This window comes from Bacillus sp. LQ16 (assembly GCF_057784645.1).
In genome coordinates this window covers 3,776,035-3,795,286 of the sequence record NZ_CM173491.1, presented here as the reverse complement: position 1 = coordinate 3,795,286, position 19,252 = coordinate 3,776,035, and the positions used below count along the sequence as shown (strand labels likewise).

Sequence of the window (19,252 nt, the reverse complement as noted above, 5' to 3'; positions counted from 1 at the left end):
ATCGGATAGACTTACTAGGAGGCGCAAACTATGGCCATGCGGTTTTTAAATATTGGATACGGAAATATTGTATCTGCTCATCGAATTATTGCTATTGTAAGTCCGGAGTCAGCTCCTATTAAACGAACAGTACAAGAAGCACGCGAACATAATGCTTTGCTTGATGCTACGTATGGGAGAAAAACAAGGGCGGTTATTGTTATGGATGATGGGCATGTTGTATTAAGTCCAATTCAACCAGAGACGATTGCACATCGTTTGAATAATAAAGAAGATTTAAGTGAGGAAGGGTAGGTTTTACATATTTATGAGAAGTAGAAGAGGATTGCTCATCGTTCTTTCAGGGCCTTCTGGGGTTGGAAAAGGAACGGTTCGTAAAGAGCTGTTTAGCCATGAGGATACACGTTTTCAGTACTCTATTTCAGTAACGACACGTAAGCCGCGTGAAGGTGAAGTAGATGGTGTGGATTATTTCTTTAAAGAAAGAGAAGAATTTGAGGAAATGATTCGTAATGAAAGATTACTTGAGTGGGCTGAGTTCGTAGGTAATTATTACGGAACACCAATTGACTATGTTGAAAAAACATTACAAGAAGGAAAAGATGTATTCTTAGAAATTGAAGTGCAAGGAGCAATTCAAGTTAAGAAAGCTTTCCCAGAAGGTGTATTTATTTTCTTAGCACCTCCAAGTTTATCTGAACTAAAGAGCCGTATTGTCGGACGTGGTACAGAGACTGAAGATGTTATTGAAAATCGTTTAACTGTAGCGAAAGAAGAAATCGAGATGATGGACGCTTACGACTATGTAGTAGAAAACGATCAAGTTGAATTAGCTTGTGATAGAATTAAAGCAATTGTGGTTGGCGAACATTGCCGCCGCGAAAGGGTAGCAAAATATTATAAAGAAATGACGGAGGGTCTATAATTATGTTAAATCCATCAATTGACTCATTACTACAAAAAATCGATTCTAAGTACACATTAGTAACAGTGGCTGCAAAACGCGCACGTGAAATGCAACTTGCTAATAACTGTGTTGTAGAGCAACCTGTTTCTCATAAATGTGTAGGTAAAGCATTAGAAGAAATCGATGCAGAAGCATTAAGCTACGTACCAAGTGAAGATAAAGTAGCTGAATAAGCCTTTGCCTTCGACAAAATAAAACATAGACTTTATAATTTTCTATGTAACGGTAACAACCTATTTACAAGTAGGTTGTTATTTTTTTACGAAAGGAATGAAATATTGGTACTGACGAGCTGGGAATTCTATTTCAGTATTATAAGTTTGAAAAAGAAAGAGGACGAGTCATATGCTAAAAGGGAAAAAGATACTTCTATGTGTAACAGGAGGCATTGCGGTTTTTAAAGCAGCTGCGTTAACGAGTAAATTGACACAATCTGGCGCGATTGTAAAAGTAATGATGAGTGAGTCGGCAATGAAGTTTGTTACGCCTCTTACATTCCAAGCGCTTTCTCGCCATGATGTATATACGGATACGTTTGATGAGAAAGACTCGGCTGTTATTGCTCATATTGATTTAGCAGATTGGGCGGATGTTGTACTTGTCGCACCTGCTACTGCCAATTGTATTGGAAAGTTAGCTGGTGGTATTGCAGATGATATGATTACAACTACTCTGTTAGCTACTACAGCCCCGGTATGGATTGCGCCTGCTATGAATGTGCATATGTATGAAAATAAAATTGTTCAAAAAAATATGATGACATTGAAAACGCTAGGATATACATTTATTGAGCCTGGGGAAGGCTTTTTAGCATGTGGATATGTAGCGAAGGGACGACTAGAAGAACCTGAAGCGATTATTGCACGGTTAGAGGAAGCTTTCTCAGAACACAAACCATTGCAGGGAAAAAGAATATTAATAACTGCTGGCCCAACACGTGAAAAAGTTGATCCAGTTCGTTTTATGACGAATTTTTCTTCTGGAAAAATGGGGTATGCGATTGCAGAAGTGGCGGCGAATTTAGGCGCTGATGTTATACTCGTTTCAGGACCGACAGCATTAAATCCACCGTTACATGTAACGACAGTGCAAGTGGAATCTGCACAAGATATGTTAGAAGCAGTTCTTCAACATTATCAAAACGTAGACGTTGTCATTAAAACAGCAGCAGTTGCAGATTATCGTCCGAAATATGTTCATGATAATAAAATGAAAAAGCAAAATGGTGATGCTGTCATTGAACTCGAAAGAACGGTGGATATTTTAAAAACGTTAGGTCAGAAAAAGGATAAACAGTTACTTATCGGTTTTGCTGCTGAAACGACAAATGTAGAGGAATATGCAACGAAAAAACTACGTGAGAAAAATGCAGATATGATTGTCGCGAATGATGTAAAAGCGCAAGGAGCTGGATTTGGCACGGATACGAATATTGTAACAATGTATAGAAAAGATGGAAAAGTTATTGAGTTACCACTTTTACTGAAAAAAGAGGTAGCTCGTGAAATATTAAAGCAAATTGAAATGATGTTAGAAGATGATCGTTTATGAAATTTGCAAGTGTAATTGTTGATGTACCTGCCCGTCAGACAGATCGACCATTTGATTACATTATCCCTGAAAAATGGGAAGATATTGTACAGACAGGAATGCGTGTAGTAGTTCCGTTTGGGCCAAGGAAATTACAAGGTTTTATTATTGGGATTAAAGATTCGGTGGATGTAGAAAGTAAGAAGTTAAAGACAATCCATGAAATATTAGATGTAACACCGGTTTTAAATGATGAATTATTAAAGCTTGGATATTGGCTTACAAGTGAAACGTTATGCTACATGATTTCAGCTTTTCAAGTGATGCTTCCAACTGCGATAAAAGCAACGTATAAAAAACGTCTACAAATTTGTAAGCAGGAAGAAATAGCATCTGAAATACTATATTTATTTCAGGATAAAGAAGCAATTGATTTTGAAGTACTCGAGCAGCAGCCACATTTATACCGGACTATTCAACAAGAAATTAAAAATGGTACGGTTGAAGTCGTTTATCAAGTGAAAGATAAAGTACAAAAGAAGAAGCAAAGAGTTGTTCAGCCGGAGTTGCCAGAAGATAAATTGGAATTAGCGGCATTTGAACTGAAAAGTAAAAAACAACAAGATGTACTTTATTATTTTGTGGAAAATTATAAAAGTGTACCATTGAAAATAATTACAGAAGAGTTACAAATAACAGATGCTCCAATAAAAGCACTTGTTAAAAAGGGCTTCATTTCAGAAAAGTATGTGGAAGTATACCGAAATCCGTATGACGATGATGATTTTGAACAAACGAAACCATTTCCACTTACGGAGGAACAAAATCAAGTTATTACACCGATTTTATCATCAATTACAAATGAAACTTATAATCCATTTTTACTATATGGTGTTACAGGAAGTGGAAAGACAGAAGTATATTTACAATCTATAGCAGCAGTGCTCGAGAAAGGAAAAGAAGCTATCGTTCTTGTTCCTGAAATTGCACTAACGCCCCAAATGGTGGATCGTTTTAAAGGTAGGTTTGGCTCGCAAGTTGCAGTTCTTCATAGTGCGTTGTCTGTTGGAGAAAAGTATGACGAGTGGCGTAAGATTTTAAGAAAAGAAGTGAAAGTTGTAGTTGGTGCGCGTTCAGCCGTTTTTGCGCCTTTTGAGAATTTAGGGATTATTATTATTGATGAAGAGCATGAATCAAGTTACAAACAAGAAGATAATCCGAGGTATCATGCAAGAGATGTAGCTATCTGGAGAGGGCAATATCATAAATGTCCTATCGTTCTTGGTAGTGCGACACCAACACTTGAATCGTTTGCAAGGGCGAAAAAAGGTGTTTATGAACTACTAACAATGGAAAAACGTATGAATGAACAAGCTTTACCAACGGTAGAGATTGTTGACATGCGAGAAGAACTTCGTGACGGGAATAGATCAATGTTTTCTAAGGCGCTGCATGAAAAAATAGCAGATCGATTAGAAAAGAAAGAACAGATGGTACTATTTTTAAATAGAAGAGGTCATTCTACATTTGTTATGTGCCGTGATTGTGGATATGTTGTACAATGTCCGCATTGTGATATTTCATTGACATATCATAAAATGAATCATCGTTTAAAATGTCATTATTGTAGTTATGAAGAAAATATGCCAACTGAGTGTCCTGCTTGTCAAAGTACATACATTCGTTTCTTTGGTACAGGTACACAAAAGGTAGAAGAAGAAATTACAAAACTATTTCCAGAGGCGCGAGTCATTCGAATGGATGTAGATACGACAAGTCGAAAAGGAATGCATGAAAAATTATTAAAGGCGTTTGGGGAAGAAAAAGCAGATATACTACTTGGAACACAAATGATTGCTAAAGGATTAGATTTTCCGAAAGTAACTCTTGTTGGGGTTTTAACTGCAGATACGATGCTTCACTTACCTGATTTTCGGGCAAGTGAAAAGACATATCAGTTATTGACGCAAGTAAGTGGACGAGCGGGTAGACATGAATTGCCAGGGGAAGTTGTGATTCAAACATATACGCCAGAACATTACAGTATAGAGTTAGCGAAGAACCAACAATATGATGTGTTTTTTGACCAAGAAATGCAAATGAGGCGAACAAGACAATATCCCCCATATTACTATGTTGTACTCATAACCGTATCTCATCCAGAATTATTAAAAGCGGTGCAAGTGACGGAAAAAATTGCCTCGTATTTGCGAACGCATTGCTCACAGCAAACAATGGTGTTAGGACCAGTTGCTTCAGCAATTCCAAGGATAAAAGATAGATATCGTTATCAATGCATGATAAAATACAAACGGGAACCAAACTTAAAGAACGTGCTCAAAATGGTAAATGAACATTATCAAGCAGAAATGCAAAAAGAGCTACAAATCTCAATTGATTTTAATCCAACAATGTTAATGTAGCGGAGGGAAATATGGCAGTTTTAGAAATAATAAAGCATCCAAATAAAGTGTTAGAAACACCATGCGAAAGAGTAATTAACTTTGATAAAAAGTTAGTGAAATTGTTGAAAGATATGCATGAAACAATGTTAATTGCGGACGGAGTCGGTTTAGCTGCGCCTCAAGTAGGTGTAAGCTTGCAAGTAGCGGTTGTTGATGTCGATGATGATACTGGGAAAATCGAGTTAATCAATCCATCAATATTAGAAAAACGTGGTGAACAAGTAGGTCCCGAAGGCTGTTTAAGCTTCCCGGGACTTTATGGTGAAGTAGAACGTGCCGATTATATTAAAGTAAGAGCGCAAAATCGCCGTGGGAAAGTATTTTTATTAGAAGCGGAAGGATTTTTAGCGCGTGCAATTCAACATGAAATCGATCATTTACACGGTGTTTTATTTACATCGAAAGTGACAAGATATTATGAAGAAAACGAACTAGAATAGGTGTTAAAAGGAGCGGTTTTTAAATGATAAAAGTAGTGTTTATGGGAACACCGGACTTTTCAGTGCCGGTGCTTCGTCGTCTTATTGAAGATGGCTATGAGGTAGTAGGTGTTGTGACGCAACCTGATCGTCCAGTAGGTAGAAAAAAAGTATTAACACCTACACCTGTTAAAGTTGAAGCGCAAAAACATGGTATCCCTGTGTTACAGCCGTTAAAAATTCGTGAAAAAGATGAATATGAAAAAGTATTGGCATTAGAGCCAGATTTAATTGTAACAGCTGCATTTGGTCAGATTGTACCAAATGAAATTTTAGAAGCACCGAAGTATGGATGTATTAATGTCCACGCTTCTTTACTTCCTGAACTTCGTGGTGGTGCACCAATTCATTATGCAATTATGGAAGGTAAAGAAAAAACTGGTATTACAATTATGTATATGGTAGAAAAATTGGATGCTGGTGATATCTTAACGCAAGTGGAAGTGGAAATTGAAGAGCGTGAAACGACAGGCTCATTATTTGATAAATTAAGTGAAGCTGGAGCACACCTTCTATCTAAAACAGTACCTTTATTAATTCAAGGTAAGTTAGAACCGATTAAACAAAACGAAGAAGAAGTAACGTTTGCTTACAATATAAAACGTGAACAAGAGAAAATTGATTGGACAAAAACAGGTGAGGAAGTATACAATCACATTCGCGGATTGAATCCATGGCCAGTTGCTTATACAACTTTAGCAGGACAAGTTGTTAAAGTATGGTGGGGAGAAAAAGTGTCTGTAACTGAACCGGCTGAAGCAGGTACGATTGTTGCAATCGAAGAAGATGGTTTTGTTGTAGCAACTAGTAATGAAACAGGTGTTAAAATTACTGAATTGCAACCTTCTGGTAAAAAACGTATGAGTTGTTCACAATTTTTACGTGGAACAAAACCTGAAATTGGAACGAAGTTAGGAGAAAATGCATGAGACAAAATGTTCGTGAATTAGCTCTTGATGGTTTAATTCAAGTGGAAAAAAGTGGTGCATATAGCAACTTACTTTTAAATAATCTAATTGAAAAAAGTGCAATTGATAGAAAAGATATTGGTTTATTAACTGAAATTGTATATGGAACGATTCAACGTCGTGACACATTAGATTATTATTTACAGCCTTTTTTAAAAAAGAAGGTTGAGGCGTGGGTAAGGGTATTGCTTCGCTTATCTTTATATCAAATGATTTATTTAGACCGAGTGCCAGAAAGAGCGGCTATTCATGAAGCGGTTGAGATTGCAAAGCGTCGCGGGCATAAAGGAATTGCTGGTATGGTGAACGGTGTATTACGTTCGATTCAAAGAGAAGGTGTACCTTCTGTAGATGAAATCAAGGATCCAGTAGAACGTCTTGCAATTGCGACGAGTCATCCAGTTTGGCTTGTACAAGAGTGGACTTCTGCATATGGCTTAGAAACTGCAGAGAAAATGTGCGAAGTAAACATGTTACCACCTGTACCAACAGCACGTGTGAATGTTGATAAGGTAACGGTAGAAGAAGCGATTGAGTTGTTGGCAAGTGAAGGTATAGAAGCAAAACGTGGTGACTTGTCAGATGATGCAATTCAGATTGAAAGAGGAAATGTAGCGCATACAGAAGCGTTTAAAAAAGGATTTCTTTCTATTCAAGATGAAAGTTCTATGCTTGTAGCACGCGCTTTAGAACCGAATACGGGAGATGCAGTTCTTGATAGTTGTGCTGCTCCAGGCGGAAAAACAACGCATATCGCGGAACGATTAAAGGGAACTGGTAAGGTCATGTCCCTTGATTTACATGCACACAAAGTACGTTTAATTAAACAGCAAGCAGAGCGACTTGGTCTAGAAAATGTCGAAACAAAAGCGCTAGATGCTAGAAAAGTGCAAGAGCACTTTGCAAATGAAACGTTTGATAAAATATTGGTAGATGCACCGTGTTCTGGATTTGGTGTAATTAGACGTAAGCCTGATATTAAGTTAGGAAAAGATAAAGGCGATAGTGAAAGATTATCGACGATTCAACTTGCGATACTAGAAAAAATAGCACCATTATTAAAACAAGGCGGTCGTCTTGTTTATAGTACGTGCACAATTGAGAAAATAGAAAATGAACAAGTAATAGATAAATTTTTAAAAGAACATCCTGAATTTGAATGGGATACTACGATAAAAGAACGTATGCCAGAAAAATTAAGTCCGTATATTAATGAAGGTCAAGTACAAATTTTACCGCATTATTTTGCAACGGATGGCTTTTATATTGCTTGTTTAAGGAAGAAGGTGTAGCATCATGGAAACAACTGTAAGAAAACAAAAGAAAAATGTAGAAACGAAGAAACCATCAATTTACTCTTTACAACTTCATGAAATGCAAGATTGGTTAAAGGAACAAGGAGAACCGAAGTTCCGCGCTGGACAAATTTTTGACTGGCTATATAAAAAACGTGTAAAAAATTATGAGGATATGTCAAACCTTTCTAAAGGATTGCGTGATAAATTGTCGAATTCCTTTGATATTACTACTTTAAACACGTTAGTAAAACAAACGTCTTCAGATGGAACGATTAAATTCTTATTCCAATTATATGACGGATATTCTATTGAAACGGTATTAATGCGACATGAATATGGAAATTCCATTTGTGTAACAACGCAAGTTGGTTGTCGTATTGGATGTACGTTCTGTGCTTCGACACTTGGTGGACTAAAACGAAACCTAGAAGCTGGAGAAATCGTAGCGCAAGTAGTAGAAGTTCAGCGTGCGCTTGATGAAACAGAAGAACGTGTAAGTTCTCTTGTTGTTATGGGAATTGGAGAACCATTTGATAACTACGATAATTTAATGGGATTCTTACGAATCACTAACCATGAAAAAGGACTTCATATTGGTGCTAGACATATGACTGTTTCGACGAGTGGAATTATCCCGAAAATTTATAAGTTTGCTGAAGAAGAACTACAAATTAATTTTGCGATTTCATTGCATGCTCCAAACTCAGAATTACGTTCAAAATTAATGCCGATTAACCGTGCTTATAAATTACCGGATTTAATGGAAGCTATTAAATACTATGTAAATAGAACAGGGCGCCGTATTACTTTTGAATATGGATTATTTGGAGGAGAAAATGACCAAGTTGAGCACGCTGAAGAGCTTGCTGCGCTCTTAAAAGGTGTAAAATGTCATGTAAACTTAATCCCGGTAAACTACGTACCTGAACGTGATTATGTACGTACACCACGTGAGCAAATTTTCTTGTTCGAGAAAACGTTAAAAGATCGTGGAGTGAATGTAACGATTCGCCGTGAACAAGGTCATGATATTGACGCAGCCTGCGGTCAGTTGCGTGCGAAGGAGCGCAAAGAAGAGACGAGGTGACGAGATGAAAGCCGTATTTCTATCGGATAAAGGAAAAGTTCGTCAACATAATGAAGATAGTGCAGGAGTTTTTCACAATTTAGATGGAAATGTTTTAGCGGTAGTAGCAGATGGAATGGGAGGTCATCGAGCTGGTGATGTAGCTAGCTCGATGGCCATTCAATTATTCCATGATTATTGGAAGCAAACGCATAATATGAATGAACCGAAAAAAGTAGAACAATGGTTACATACTAGTGTTGGGATTATTAATGAGCGCATATATGAATACGCTCAGCAAAATGTAGAATGTAATGGTATGGGAACAACGCTTATAATAGCTGTTTGTACACCAAGTTTTGTGACGATAGGGCATATAGGAGATAGTCGTTGCTATATGGTATCAGAAGGAGAAATGACGCTTGTAACAGAAGATCATTCGCTTGTAAATGAGCTTGTGAGACATGGTGAAATTTCAAAGGAAGATGCAGAGTATCATCCGAAAAAGAATGTGTTATTAAGAGCGCTAGGAACAGAAGAAAAAGTTGGATTAGATGTTAAAACGTTGGTGCTTGAGGAAGATGATCAATTACTTCTTTGCTCTGATGGGTTATCAAACAAAGTTTCTATTGATGATATGCAACAAATTTTACAGTTAAATGAACAGCTTGAAGGTAAAGGGCAGCGTCTCATTCAATTGGCGAATGATCGCGGTGGAGAAGATAATATCACACTTGTTCTTATTGATTATGCGGGTTCGACAAACGAAAGTAGGTGAAGTGCAACGTGCTGATTGGAAAACGCTTAAATGACCGTTATAAGCTGCTGAAAATGATTGGTGGTGGCGGAATGGCCAATGTATATTTAGCTCATGATGATATACTTGGCCGAGATGTAGCGGTAAAAATATTAAGACTCGACTACTCAAATAACGAAGAGTTTATTAAACGTTTCCATCGAGAAGCGCAGTCTGTTACAACGTTGTCGCATCCAAATATTGTGAATATGTATGATGTCGGAGAAGAAGATGGTATATATTATCTTGTCATGGAATATGTACCCGGGCAAACATTGAAGCAATACATAATTGAGCGAGGTATGTTACCTATAGGAGAAGCTCTTGATATTATGGAGCAGTTAACATCCGCCATGGCACACGCCCATCATTTTGAAATTGTGCATCGTGATATAAAGCCGCACAATATTTTAATTCGAGCTGATGGAATAATAAAAGTAACAGATTTTGGAATTGCGACAGCTACAAGTGCAACAACAATTACACATACAAATTCAGTACTGGGTTCAGTCCATTATTTATCACCAGAACAGGCACGTGGCGGGATAGCAAATAAACAATCGGATATTTATTCTCTTGGAATAGTTATGTTTGAATTGTTAACAGGAAGACAACCGTTTTCTGGCGAATCTGCTGTTGCTATAGCTTTAAAACATTTACAAAGTGAAATCCCATCACCAAAAAGATGGAATGAAAATATTCCGCAAAGTGTTGAAAATATTATATTAAAGGCAACTGCAAAAGATCCTTTCCATCGATATCAATCTGCCAATGCTATGAAGCGAGATATTGAAACTGCGCTATATCCAGAGAGGATAAATGAGCAACCATTTTACATACCAGAAGATATGGAAGCGACGAAAGCGATTCCGATTATTCAACAAGAACAATTATTTGAAAATGTAAGTGATGAAACGATTGTTTTAAAAGGGAGTAAAGTGGAAGAACCGATAAGAGCAGAAGCAGCTGAGTTAGATAAGAAGAAAAAACGGAGTAACAAGTGGCTTAAAGTTTTAATTTCAACATTTTTATTTTTAGCAATAGGAATAACATTAGCGCTTACGGTTATTCCAGGATTATTTATTCCGAAAGATGTGAAAGTTCCTGATGTGGCTGGTATGAAATACACGACAGCTGTAAATACGTTAGTAGAAAAGGGCTTTGAGGTGACGGAGCCTAATATTGTATATACAGATGATATTGAAGTTGGGGATGTAATAAAAACGGAACCTGTAGCAGGAAGAGTCGTAAAAGAAAACGCTAAAATTACTATCTATCAATCAGGTGGAAAAAAGAAAAGTAAGATGGCGAATTTCACAGGGCAAAACTTTGAGAGTGTAAAAGCTGAGTTAGAAGAAAAATATAAACAAGTTACAGTAAATTATATTGAAAATGATAAGCCGAAAGGTGAAATTGTAGAGCAAATTCCGACGCCTGATCAAATGGTTATAGAAGCGGAGCAAGAACTGAAAATCTGGGTAAGTAAAGGTCCTTATCAAATTAGACCAGGTGACTTTTCGGGGTGGACTGAAAATAGTGTAACTGGTTATTTGAATGAGAGAAAACTAACGTCAGATATAAAACGAGAGTATTCAGATTCAGTCGAAAAAGGACTTGTAATTTCGCAATTTCCAAAACCAGGTACACCATTAAAAGAGGGAGATAAAGTAACTATTATTATCTCTGATGGTCAAAAGCCTAAAGTGACTAAAACGGTAAAAGTGGACAATATCTCTATCCCATATGAGCCTGCTGTAACAGGTGAAAAAAAGCCGCAAACAATAGAAATTTATAAAGAAGACATGCAGCAAAAAATGGATAGACCGGTTGAAACGAGAACAATTACTGAATCAGCGACTATTTCTTTAGAATTTGTAATTCAAGAAGGTTCAAAGGGACACTATAAAATTGTACGAGATGGAGTAACGATTATTGATAAAGAAGTACCATATCCAACTCAATAATAGTGAAAGTCTAATTATTATTATTATTATTGCCTGTTATGCTGTCTACAAAGTGGACGGTATAGCAGGCAAAAATATATGATTCAAAAAGCTAGTAAAGTGATGCAGCTGTAAATATTTTTTTGCATTTAATGGGAAATTTAATGTATATTAGCGAAAGTATATATGGTAGGCTTTGAAATCGTTATTTGGAAAATTTAAATCCATTCATTTTTAAATTCAGCATCACCTTATACAAAAAAAGGAGAATTCTATGCCAGAAGGAAAAATTATAAAAGCTTTAAGTGGGTTTTATTACGTGCAGCATGAAGAAGGGGTTACGCAATGTCGTGGGCGAGGTGTATTTAGAAAAAATAAAATTACACCACTTGTAGGAGACCAAGTTGTTTTTCAGGCAGATAATCCAACTGAAGGTTATGTGCTTGAAGTGTTTGATCGAAAAAATGAACTTGTTAGACCTCCTATTGCTAATGTCGATCAAGCGATCCTTGTGTTCTCTGCAGTAGAACCAGATTTTAATCCTGGACTGTTAGATCGATTTTTAGTGCTGATTGAATATCATAACATTAAGCCGATTATTTGTATTAGCAAGATGGATTTAGTAGATGAAAAGATGAAAGCAACTGTTGAAGCTTATGCGAATGATTATCGTGAGATGGGTTATGATGTTTTATTTACTTCTATTAATACGTCAGAAAGTATTGATATATTAAAACCATACTTAGAAAATTGTGTTTCTGTCGTTGCGGGTCAATCTGGTGTTGGGAAATCTTCAATGCTTAATGTGCTACGTCCAGAATTAGAGCTGAAAACAAATGATATTTCCTCCCATTTAGGACGCGGGAAGCATACGACAAGACACGTAGAATTAATTGCAATTGGGAGTGGACTAGTAGCAGATACACCGGGTTTTAGTTCACTAGATTTCATTGATATAGAAGTAGAAGATCTTACATATTGTTTTCCAGAGTTGAAAGAAGCGAGCCAATACTGTAAATTTAGAGGGTGTACACATCTTTCTGAACCGAAATGTGCAGTGAAAGCTGCGGTTGAAGAAGGGAAGATTACAGAATATCGCTATAAGAACTATAAACAATTCGTAGAAGAAATTAGAGAGAGAAAGCCGAGGTATTAGTTATGATTAAAATTGCACCATCGATTTTATCAGCAGATTTTTCAAAATTAGGGGAAGAGATTAAAGATGTAGAAAAGGGCGGAGCGGATTACATTCACGTTGACGTAATGGATGGACATTTCGTACCAAATATTACGATTGGACCATTAATTGTAGAAGCTATCCGTCCAATTACATCATTACCATTAGATGTACATTTAATGATTGAAAATCCTGATAACTATATCCCGACTTTCGCACAAGCGGGAGCGGATATTATTACTGTTCACGTAGAGGCGTGTCCACATCTGCATCGTACAATTCAGTTAATTAAATCTCACGGTATTAAAGCGGGCGTTGTATTAAATCCACATACGCCAGTTTCAGTGATTGAGCATGTATTAGAAGATATAGATATGGTATTACTTATGACAGTAAACCCTGGATTTGGTGGACAGAAGTTTATCCATTCTGTATTACCGAAAATTAAACAAGTTGCAGACATGGTGAAAGAGCGCAATCTAGAAGTAGAAATTGAAGTTGATGGTGGTGTAAATGCTGAAACAGCAAGACTTTGTGTGGAAGCAGGAGCAAATGTACTTGTAGCTGGATCAGCAGTATACAATCAAAAAGACCGCGGTGAAGCAATTCGCGTAATTCGTGGGTAGTGATGAACTTTTATCCTAGTAAGGTATTCATAGGATAGGGTAAAAATATGTAAAAAGGCAATCTACCGAATGGCAGATTGCCTTTTTACAATGGAAGGGGAAGAAAAAATGATTATTCATATTTTGGCAGGAGGACCTTCGGAATATTGCGCAGATTTTGCTCGATATGAGAATGAGGAAGTAGTGTGGGCTGCGGTTGATAGGGGAGTATACCGTCTATTAAAGAAAGGGATTACCCCGGCTGTTGCGTTTGGAGATTACGATTCAGTTACTGAAGAAGAATTAGTATGGATGGGACAGCAAACAAACGAATTACATATTGTTCCGCGGGAAAAAGATCAAACGGATTTAGAAATTGCAATCAACTGGGCATTAGGACAGAAGCCGGCACTAATTCGTATTTTTGGTGCTACCGGTGGAAGACTTGATCACGGTTTGGCAAATATACAAATGCTTTTAAAAGGGTTAGAAGTAGAGATAGAAATGTGTATTGTGGACAATAAAAATGAAATAACAGTTAAAAAAGTGGGTACACATATAATTGAAGAAAATAAAAATTTTCCTTATGTATCTTTTGTACCAGTTACTGAAATAGTGGAAGGGATTACATTGTTTGGTTTTAAGTACCCTCTTACTAATAAAACAATAGAGTGGGGATCAACACTTTGTATTAGTAACGAACTCGTTGAGGAAAAAGGTACTTTTTCATTTACTTCTGGCATATTAATGTTGATAAGAAGCACTGATTGAAGAAACAATTTTGCTCCTTACATCATATAGTGACCAAGTGGAGTAATGGGGATTAGGAGGGAAACCATGAGATTTTATACAATTAAGTTACCTAAATTTCTTGGTGGAATTGTTCGTGCAATGTTAAATACCTTCAAAAAAGATTAAAAAAAGCACCTATCACCGGTGCTTTTTCCATTGTTATAGTAAAAAAAGAGCCTATCGGCTCTTTTTTTTATTATTAAACACGTTCGATTTTGCCAGATTTTAATGCTCTAGCAGAAACGTAAACACGTTGAACTTTTCCGTCGATGCGTACGCGAACTTTTTGAAGGTTAGCGCCCCACTTACGTTTTGTAGCGTTCATTGCGTGAGAACGAGAGTTACCAGAACGAGCTTTTCTTCCAGTAATAGCACAAACACGAGCCATTTATATTTCCCTCCCTTGATACCTTACCATACGTAATTTTTCAATGTTAGTCTTTTATGCGATGCTAAAAACACTACTATAATTTAACACAACTAAAAAGAGAATGCAACACCGTAGAAAAAAGAAATCAAGAAAATTTACTTGACACTATATGTCAATGAAGAAAAGTTAAAATCCATAAAAATTGCTTGACATATTATAGTGGTACATGTTGTATAATAACAATGGACTATTTTGCTCATCATAAAAAAGTGTAATTTAAAACATAAAATATGAGAGTGAAAAGAAAGAACGATGGAATTTTCTTTAAAAAGATTATATGATAGTAACTAAAGTAGTCTAGCTCACTTTCACCATTTATGAAGGGGGAAACGAGATGTCAATTGAAATTAAAACGAAGTACGGTCAAATTGATATTAGTACAGATGTAATTGCAACAATTGCTGGAGGTGCCGCGGTAGATTGCTACGGTATCGTAGGTATGGCATCAAAAAATCAGTTAAAAGATGGATTAACAGACATTTTACGAAAAGAAAACTTCACTAGAGGTGTTATTGTTCGTAAAGATGAAGATGAAGTACATATTGATATGTATATTATTGTGAGCTATGGTACGAAAATTTCAGAAGTGGCACATAATGTGCAGACGAAAGTGAAATATACATTAGATCAAACTGTAGGACTAGCAGTAGATTCTGTAAACATCTACGTACAAGGAGTTAAAGTAATAAACTTGTAATGTGCATTAAGGAGGAAAATCTGTGTCAATTCAAAAAATTGATGGAAAACGTTTATCACAAATGATCATGCAAGGAGCGAATAATTTAACAAATAATGTTCAGCTTGTTGATGCATTAAACGTATTTCCAGTTCCAGATGGCGATACCGGTACAAACATGAACTTATCTATGACTTCAGGTGCGCGTGAAGTGAAAGCAAATCCTTCACAGCATGCTGGTAAAGTCGGCGTAAGTTTAGCCAAAGGATTATTAATGGGAGCTCGTGGTAACTCTGGAGTTATTCTATCTCAGTTGTTCCGTGGTTTCTCTAAATCCATTGAACAAAAAGAAGAATTAACAACAGTTGATTTTGCTGCAGCACTAGAAGCTGGAGTAGAGGCGGCTTATAAAGCGGTTATGAAACCGATTGAAGGAACGATTTTAACGGTTGCAAGAGAAACGGGTAAATATGCAGTAACAGTTGCGAAAAAACAGCGCGACTTTGTTTTGTTTATGGAAGACGTTGTGAAAGAAGCAAACGCATCGTTAAATCGTACGCCAGATTTATTACCTGTATTAAAACAAGTTGGCGTTGTAGATAGCGGTGGTAAAGGTCTTGTAGTAGTATACGAAGGATTTTTAGCTGACTTAAAAGGAGAAACGATTTCTTCTGATGCACCGACGCAAACATCTATGAATGAGATGGTACGCGCAGAACATCACCGTAGTGTACAAAGCCAATTGAGTACAGAAGATATTAAGTATGGATATTGTACGGAGTTCATGGTGAAATTAGAGGCTGAAAAGGTGAAAGAGCATAATTTCTCTGAACAAAAATTCCGTGAAGATATTAGTGTATATGGTGATTCTCTACTAGTTGTGTCTGATGATGAAATTGTAAAAGTTCATATCCACGCAGAACATCCTGGAGACGCTATGAACTACGGGCAAAAATACGGTAGTTTAATTAAGATTAAAGTAGAAAATATGCGTGAACAGCATACTGCTTTATTAGATGAACCTGCTATGGTTCCTGAACAACCAGCTCAATCGAAAGAAAAACAACCATATGGTATCGTAACTGTGGCAATGGGGTCTGGTATTAAAACTTTATTTGAGAGCATCGGCGCAACGAAAGTTATCGAAGGTGGTCAAACGATGAATCCAAGTACGGAGGATATCGTGAAGGCAATTGAAGAAGCAAATGCTGAAAAAATCATTATTTTACCGAATAACGGAAATATTGTAATGGCAGCAGAACAAGCGGCATCAGTTGTAGATCAAGAAGTTATTGTTGTTCGTTCGAAAACAGTTCCTCAAGGTATGGCAGCAATGTTAGCATTTAACCCAGTTGGAACGTTAGAAGAGAATGAAGAAAACATGCAAGAAGCTTTATCTCATGTGAAAACAGGTCAAATTACGTATGCTGTACGTGATACGGAAATTGATGGTGTAGCAATTCAAAAAGATGACTTCATGTGTATTGCAGATGGAAAAATTGTATCTACAAATGCTGAAAAAGTAGGAGCTGCGAAGCAATTACTAGAAGCGCTTATTGATGAAGATTCTGAAATCGTAACGATTCTACAAGGTGAAGATGCAACTGACGAAGAAGTAGCGGAGTTAGTTGAATTTGTAGAAGAGAAATTTGAAGATGCAGAAGTAGAAGTGCATGCTGGAAACCAACCAGTGTATTCTTTCATCTTCTCTGTAGAATAAGATAAGATTCGTTTTGAAAATAAATGGATTACTTACTTGCTAATGGATAAGAAGTAGTAATATGAAGTTTATTACTAGTTTTTATTCAAAAGGCTAGCATATTGAAGAGAGAAAAGAGCCTTGCTGCTAATAGTGAGGCTCTTTTTTACTTGTTTTATATAAGGGATTTGAGTAGTTTCTCTTAGAATGCCTATGATAGAATATATAAGGTGAAAGAGAGCGATTACAGATGCTAATTGGTACTCAAATAAAATGCAATAAAGAAAATAATGTGACGGGGTGTGAGAATCTTGAATGATGTTGTACAAGTTCCTGTTACGGATGTAAAGGGGATCGGAGGAGAAACATCTGAGTTACTACATGAGATGGGGATTTATACAGTTTCTCATCTATTAGAACATTTTCCGTACCGTTATGAAGATTATGCGATGAAAGATCTTGCTGAAGTAAAGCATGATGAACGTGTAACGGTTGAAGGGAAGGTTCATAGTGCTCCTTTGCTGCAATATTATGGTAAGAAGAAATCGCGTCTAACAGTTCGTGTTCTCGTCGGTCGTTATTTAATTACGGCGGTATGTTTTAATAGGCCTTACTATAAGCAAAAATTAACGTTAGATGAAACGGTAACGATTACTGGTAAATGGGATCAACATCGTCAAACAATTGCTGTATCAGAACTTCATTTTGGGCCAGTTGTACGTCAACAAGAAGTGGAGCCTGTTTACTCAGTAAAGGGGAAACTTACAGTAAAACAGATGCGTCGTTTTATTGCTCAAGCGTTAAAGGAATATGGAGATTCTATAGTCGAAGTGTTACCGGATGGTTTGTTAGGCCGGTATAAATTATTACCAAGATATGAAGCACTTAAGGCTTTGCATTTTCCGGTAGGACAGGAGGATTTAAAGCAAGCGCGTCGCCGTTTTGTATATGAGGAATTTTTCTTATTTCAGCTGAAAATGCAAACACTGAGGAAAATGGAGAGGGAAAATTCAAAAGGGACTAAGAAAGAGATTCCGTCAGTAGAATTACAAGAATTTATCGATGCATTGCCGTTCCCGTTAACTGGTGCGCAGCGCCGAGTTGTAGATGAAATTTTAAAAGATATGACATCTCCTTATCGGATGAACCGACTATTACAAGGTGACGTTGGTTCTGGGAAAACAGTTGTTGCTGCGATTGGTCTTTATGCATCGAAATTAGCTCATTATCAAGGTGCTTTAATGGTTCCTACAGAAATTTTAGCTGAGCAACATTATCAGTCGCTTGCTGAAACGTTTTCGCATTTTGGTATGAAGGTGGAACTGCTAACAAGTTCTGTTAAAGGTGCAAGACGCCGAGAAATTTTAGCGAAGTTAGAACAAGGTGAAATAGATATTCTTGTTGGAACGCACGCTTTAATTCAAGATGAAGTTATATTTCATAGGTTGGGTCTCGTTATTACAGATGAACAGCATCGATTTGGTGTAGCGCAGCGCCGAGTTTTACGGGAGAAAGGTGAAAGTCCAGATGTATTATTTATGACAGCGACACCAATTCCGCGTACGCTTGCAATTACTGCATTTGGAGAGATGGATGTTTCGATAATCGATGAGATGCCAGCAGGTAGAAAGGTGATTGAAACATACTGGGCAAAACATGATATGTTAGATCGCGTCCTCGGTTTTGTTGAGAAGGAAATAAAAAAAGGAAGACAGGCATACGTTATTTGTCCTCTAATTGAAGAATCTGAGAAACTTGATGTGCAAAATGCTATCGACTTACATAGTATGCTGACGCATCATTACCAAGGGAAATGCAAAGTTGGATTGATGCATGGGAGATTATCGTCTCAGGAAAAAGAAGAGATAATGGGCCAGTTTAGTGAAAATAAAGTGCAAATTCTTGTATCGACAACAGTTGTTGAGGTGGGTGTGAACGTACCGAATGCGACTGTGATGGTTATTTATGATGCAGAACGTTTCGGTTTATCGCAGCTTCATCAGCTTAGAGGGCGTGTCGGGCGTGGTAGTGAACAATCATATTGTTTATTAATAGCAGACCCTAAATCAGAAACAGGAAAAGAAAGAATGCGCATAATGACTGAAACAAATGATGGATTTGTATTGTCAGAAAAAGATTTAGAATTACGAGGTCCTGGAGATTTCTTTGGGAGTAAGCAAAGTGGCTTACCAGAATTTAAGGTTGCTGACATGGTACACGATTATCGAGCGTTAGAAACAGCAAGGCAAGATGCGGCGATACTAGTAGATTCAGAAGCATTTTGGCACAATGATCAGTACGCTGCCTTGCGTACGTATCTTGATGGGACAGGTGTGTTCCAAGGAGAGAAGCTCGATTAAA

General features: G+C 37.0%; 19 protein-coding genes. 18 read left to right on the top strand and 1 reads right to left on the bottom strand.

Annotated features, from left to right (window positions below; translation table 11 throughout):
- Nucleotides 1-30: 30 nt before the first annotated feature.
- From remA to spoVM, 15 genes are all read left to right on the top strand, one after another.
- Nucleotides 31-294: an extracellular matrix/biofilm regulator RemA gene (gene remA / locus AC3EMB_RS18925; RefSeq protein ID WP_001251456.1), complete on the top strand. Its 264-nt coding sequence runs from the start codon at nt 31-33 to the stop codon at nt 292-294.
- Nucleotides 295-307: 13 nt separating this feature from the next.
- Entirely contained in the window at nt 308-925 is a 618-nt protein-coding gene (gmk, locus tag AC3EMB_RS18920) for a guanylate kinase (RefSeq protein WP_001257742.1), read from the top strand.
- 2 nt (nt 926-927) lie between these two features.
- Nucleotides 928-1,140 (top strand): DNA-directed RNA polymerase subunit omega, encoded by a 213-nt coding sequence (gene rpoZ / locus AC3EMB_RS18915; protein ID WP_000933961.1) that lies wholly within the window; start codon nt 928-930, stop codon nt 1,138-1,140.
- Between the two features lie 172 nt (nt 1,141-1,312).
- Nucleotides 1,313-2,518 (top strand): bifunctional phosphopantothenoylcysteine decarboxylase/phosphopantothenate--cysteine ligase CoaBC, encoded by a 1,206-nt coding sequence (gene coaBC, locus AC3EMB_RS18910; protein ID WP_000911748.1) that lies wholly within the window; start codon nt 1,313-1,315, stop codon nt 2,516-2,518.
- Complete coding sequence (priA, locus tag AC3EMB_RS18905) at nt 2,515-4,920, top strand: primosomal protein N' (RefSeq protein WP_488517224.1); 2,406 nt, start codon at nt 2,515-2,517, stop codon at nt 4,918-4,920. Before coaBC ends, priA begins: the two co-directional genes overlap by 4 nt.
- A gap of 11 nt (nt 4,921-4,931) precedes the next feature.
- A complete protein-coding gene (def, locus tag AC3EMB_RS18900) occupies nt 4,932-5,402 on the top strand; it encodes a peptide deformylase (RefSeq protein WP_488517223.1) in 471 nt (156 codons plus the stop codon).
- A gap of 23 nt (nt 5,403-5,425) precedes the next feature.
- A complete protein-coding gene (gene fmt / locus AC3EMB_RS18895) occupies nt 5,426-6,370 on the top strand; it encodes a methionyl-tRNA formyltransferase (RefSeq protein ID WP_029443122.1) in 945 nt (314 codons plus the stop codon).
- A complete protein-coding gene (rsmB, locus tag AC3EMB_RS18890; RefSeq protein WP_001249664.1) occupies nt 6,367-7,701 on the top strand; it encodes a 16S rRNA (cytosine(967)-C(5))-methyltransferase RsmB in 1,335 nt (444 codons plus the stop codon). The genes fmt and rsmB overlap by 4 nt, the downstream gene beginning before the upstream one ends.
- A 4-nt stretch (nt 7,702-7,705) precedes the next feature.
- Nucleotides 7,706-8,794: a dual-specificity RNA methyltransferase RlmN gene (rlmN, locus tag AC3EMB_RS18885; protein ID WP_000450550.1), complete on the top strand. Its 1,089-nt coding sequence runs from the start codon at nt 7,706-7,708 to the stop codon at nt 8,792-8,794.
- 4 nt (nt 8,795-8,798) lie between these two features.
- Complete coding sequence (locus tag AC3EMB_RS18880) at nt 8,799-9,551, top strand: Stp1/IreP family PP2C-type Ser/Thr phosphatase (RefSeq protein ID WP_000648708.1); 753 nt, start codon at nt 8,799-8,801, stop codon at nt 9,549-9,551.
- 8 nt (nt 9,552-9,559) lie between these two features.
- Nucleotides 9,560-11,533, top strand: coding sequence for a Stk1 family PASTA domain-containing Ser/Thr kinase (pknB, locus tag AC3EMB_RS18875; protein WP_000904746.1), 1,974 nt, complete (start codon nt 9,560-9,562; stop codon nt 11,531-11,533).
- A gap of 253 nt (nt 11,534-11,786) precedes the next feature.
- Nucleotides 11,787-12,668, top strand: a complete 882-nt coding sequence (rsgA, locus tag AC3EMB_RS18870; RefSeq protein ID WP_001113932.1) for a ribosome small subunit-dependent GTPase A — start codon at nt 11,787-11,789, stop codon at nt 12,666-12,668.
- A gap of 2 nt (nt 12,669-12,670) precedes the next feature.
- Nucleotides 12,671-13,315, top strand: coding sequence for a ribulose-phosphate 3-epimerase (rpe, locus tag AC3EMB_RS18865; RefSeq protein WP_000589974.1), 645 nt, complete (start codon nt 12,671-12,673; stop codon nt 13,313-13,315).
- A gap of 69 nt (nt 13,316-13,384) precedes the next feature.
- Nucleotides 13,385-14,065, top strand: a complete 681-nt coding sequence (locus tag AC3EMB_RS18860; protein ID WP_000752665.1) for a thiamine diphosphokinase — start codon at nt 13,385-13,387, stop codon at nt 14,063-14,065.
- 66 nt (nt 14,066-14,131) lie between these two features.
- Complete coding sequence (gene spoVM, locus AC3EMB_RS18855; RefSeq protein WP_001213599.1) at nt 14,132-14,212, top strand: stage V sporulation protein SpoVM; 81 nt, start codon at nt 14,132-14,134, stop codon at nt 14,210-14,212.
- Nucleotides 14,213-14,285: 73 nt separating this feature from the next.
- Here spoVM and rpmB read toward each other — a convergent pair whose 3' ends face one another.
- Nucleotides 14,286-14,474, bottom strand: a complete 189-nt coding sequence (rpmB, locus tag AC3EMB_RS18850) for a 50S ribosomal protein L28 (RefSeq protein WP_000124776.1) — start codon at nt 14,472-14,474, stop codon at nt 14,286-14,288.
- 376 nt (nt 14,475-14,850) lie between these two features.
- Between rpmB and AC3EMB_RS18845 the strand changes: the two genes are divergently transcribed.
- The 3 genes from AC3EMB_RS18845 to recG all read left to right on the top strand — a co-directional run bounded on the left by AC3EMB_RS18845 (nt 14,851) and on the right by recG (nt 19,251).
- Entirely contained in the window at nt 14,851-15,213 is a 363-nt protein-coding gene (locus AC3EMB_RS18845) for an Asp23/Gls24 family envelope stress response protein (protein ID WP_000021109.1), read from the top strand.
- 22 nt (nt 15,214-15,235) lie between these two features.
- Nucleotides 15,236-16,912 (top strand): DAK2 domain-containing protein, encoded by a 1,677-nt coding sequence (locus tag AC3EMB_RS18840; protein WP_000027131.1) that lies wholly within the window; start codon nt 15,236-15,238, stop codon nt 16,910-16,912.
- 290 nt (nt 16,913-17,202) lie between these two features.
- Nucleotides 17,203-19,251, top strand: a complete 2,049-nt coding sequence (gene recG, locus AC3EMB_RS18835) for an ATP-dependent DNA helicase RecG (RefSeq protein ID WP_053563756.1) — start codon at nt 17,203-17,205, stop codon at nt 19,249-19,251.
- Nucleotide 19,252 lies beyond the last annotated feature (1 nt).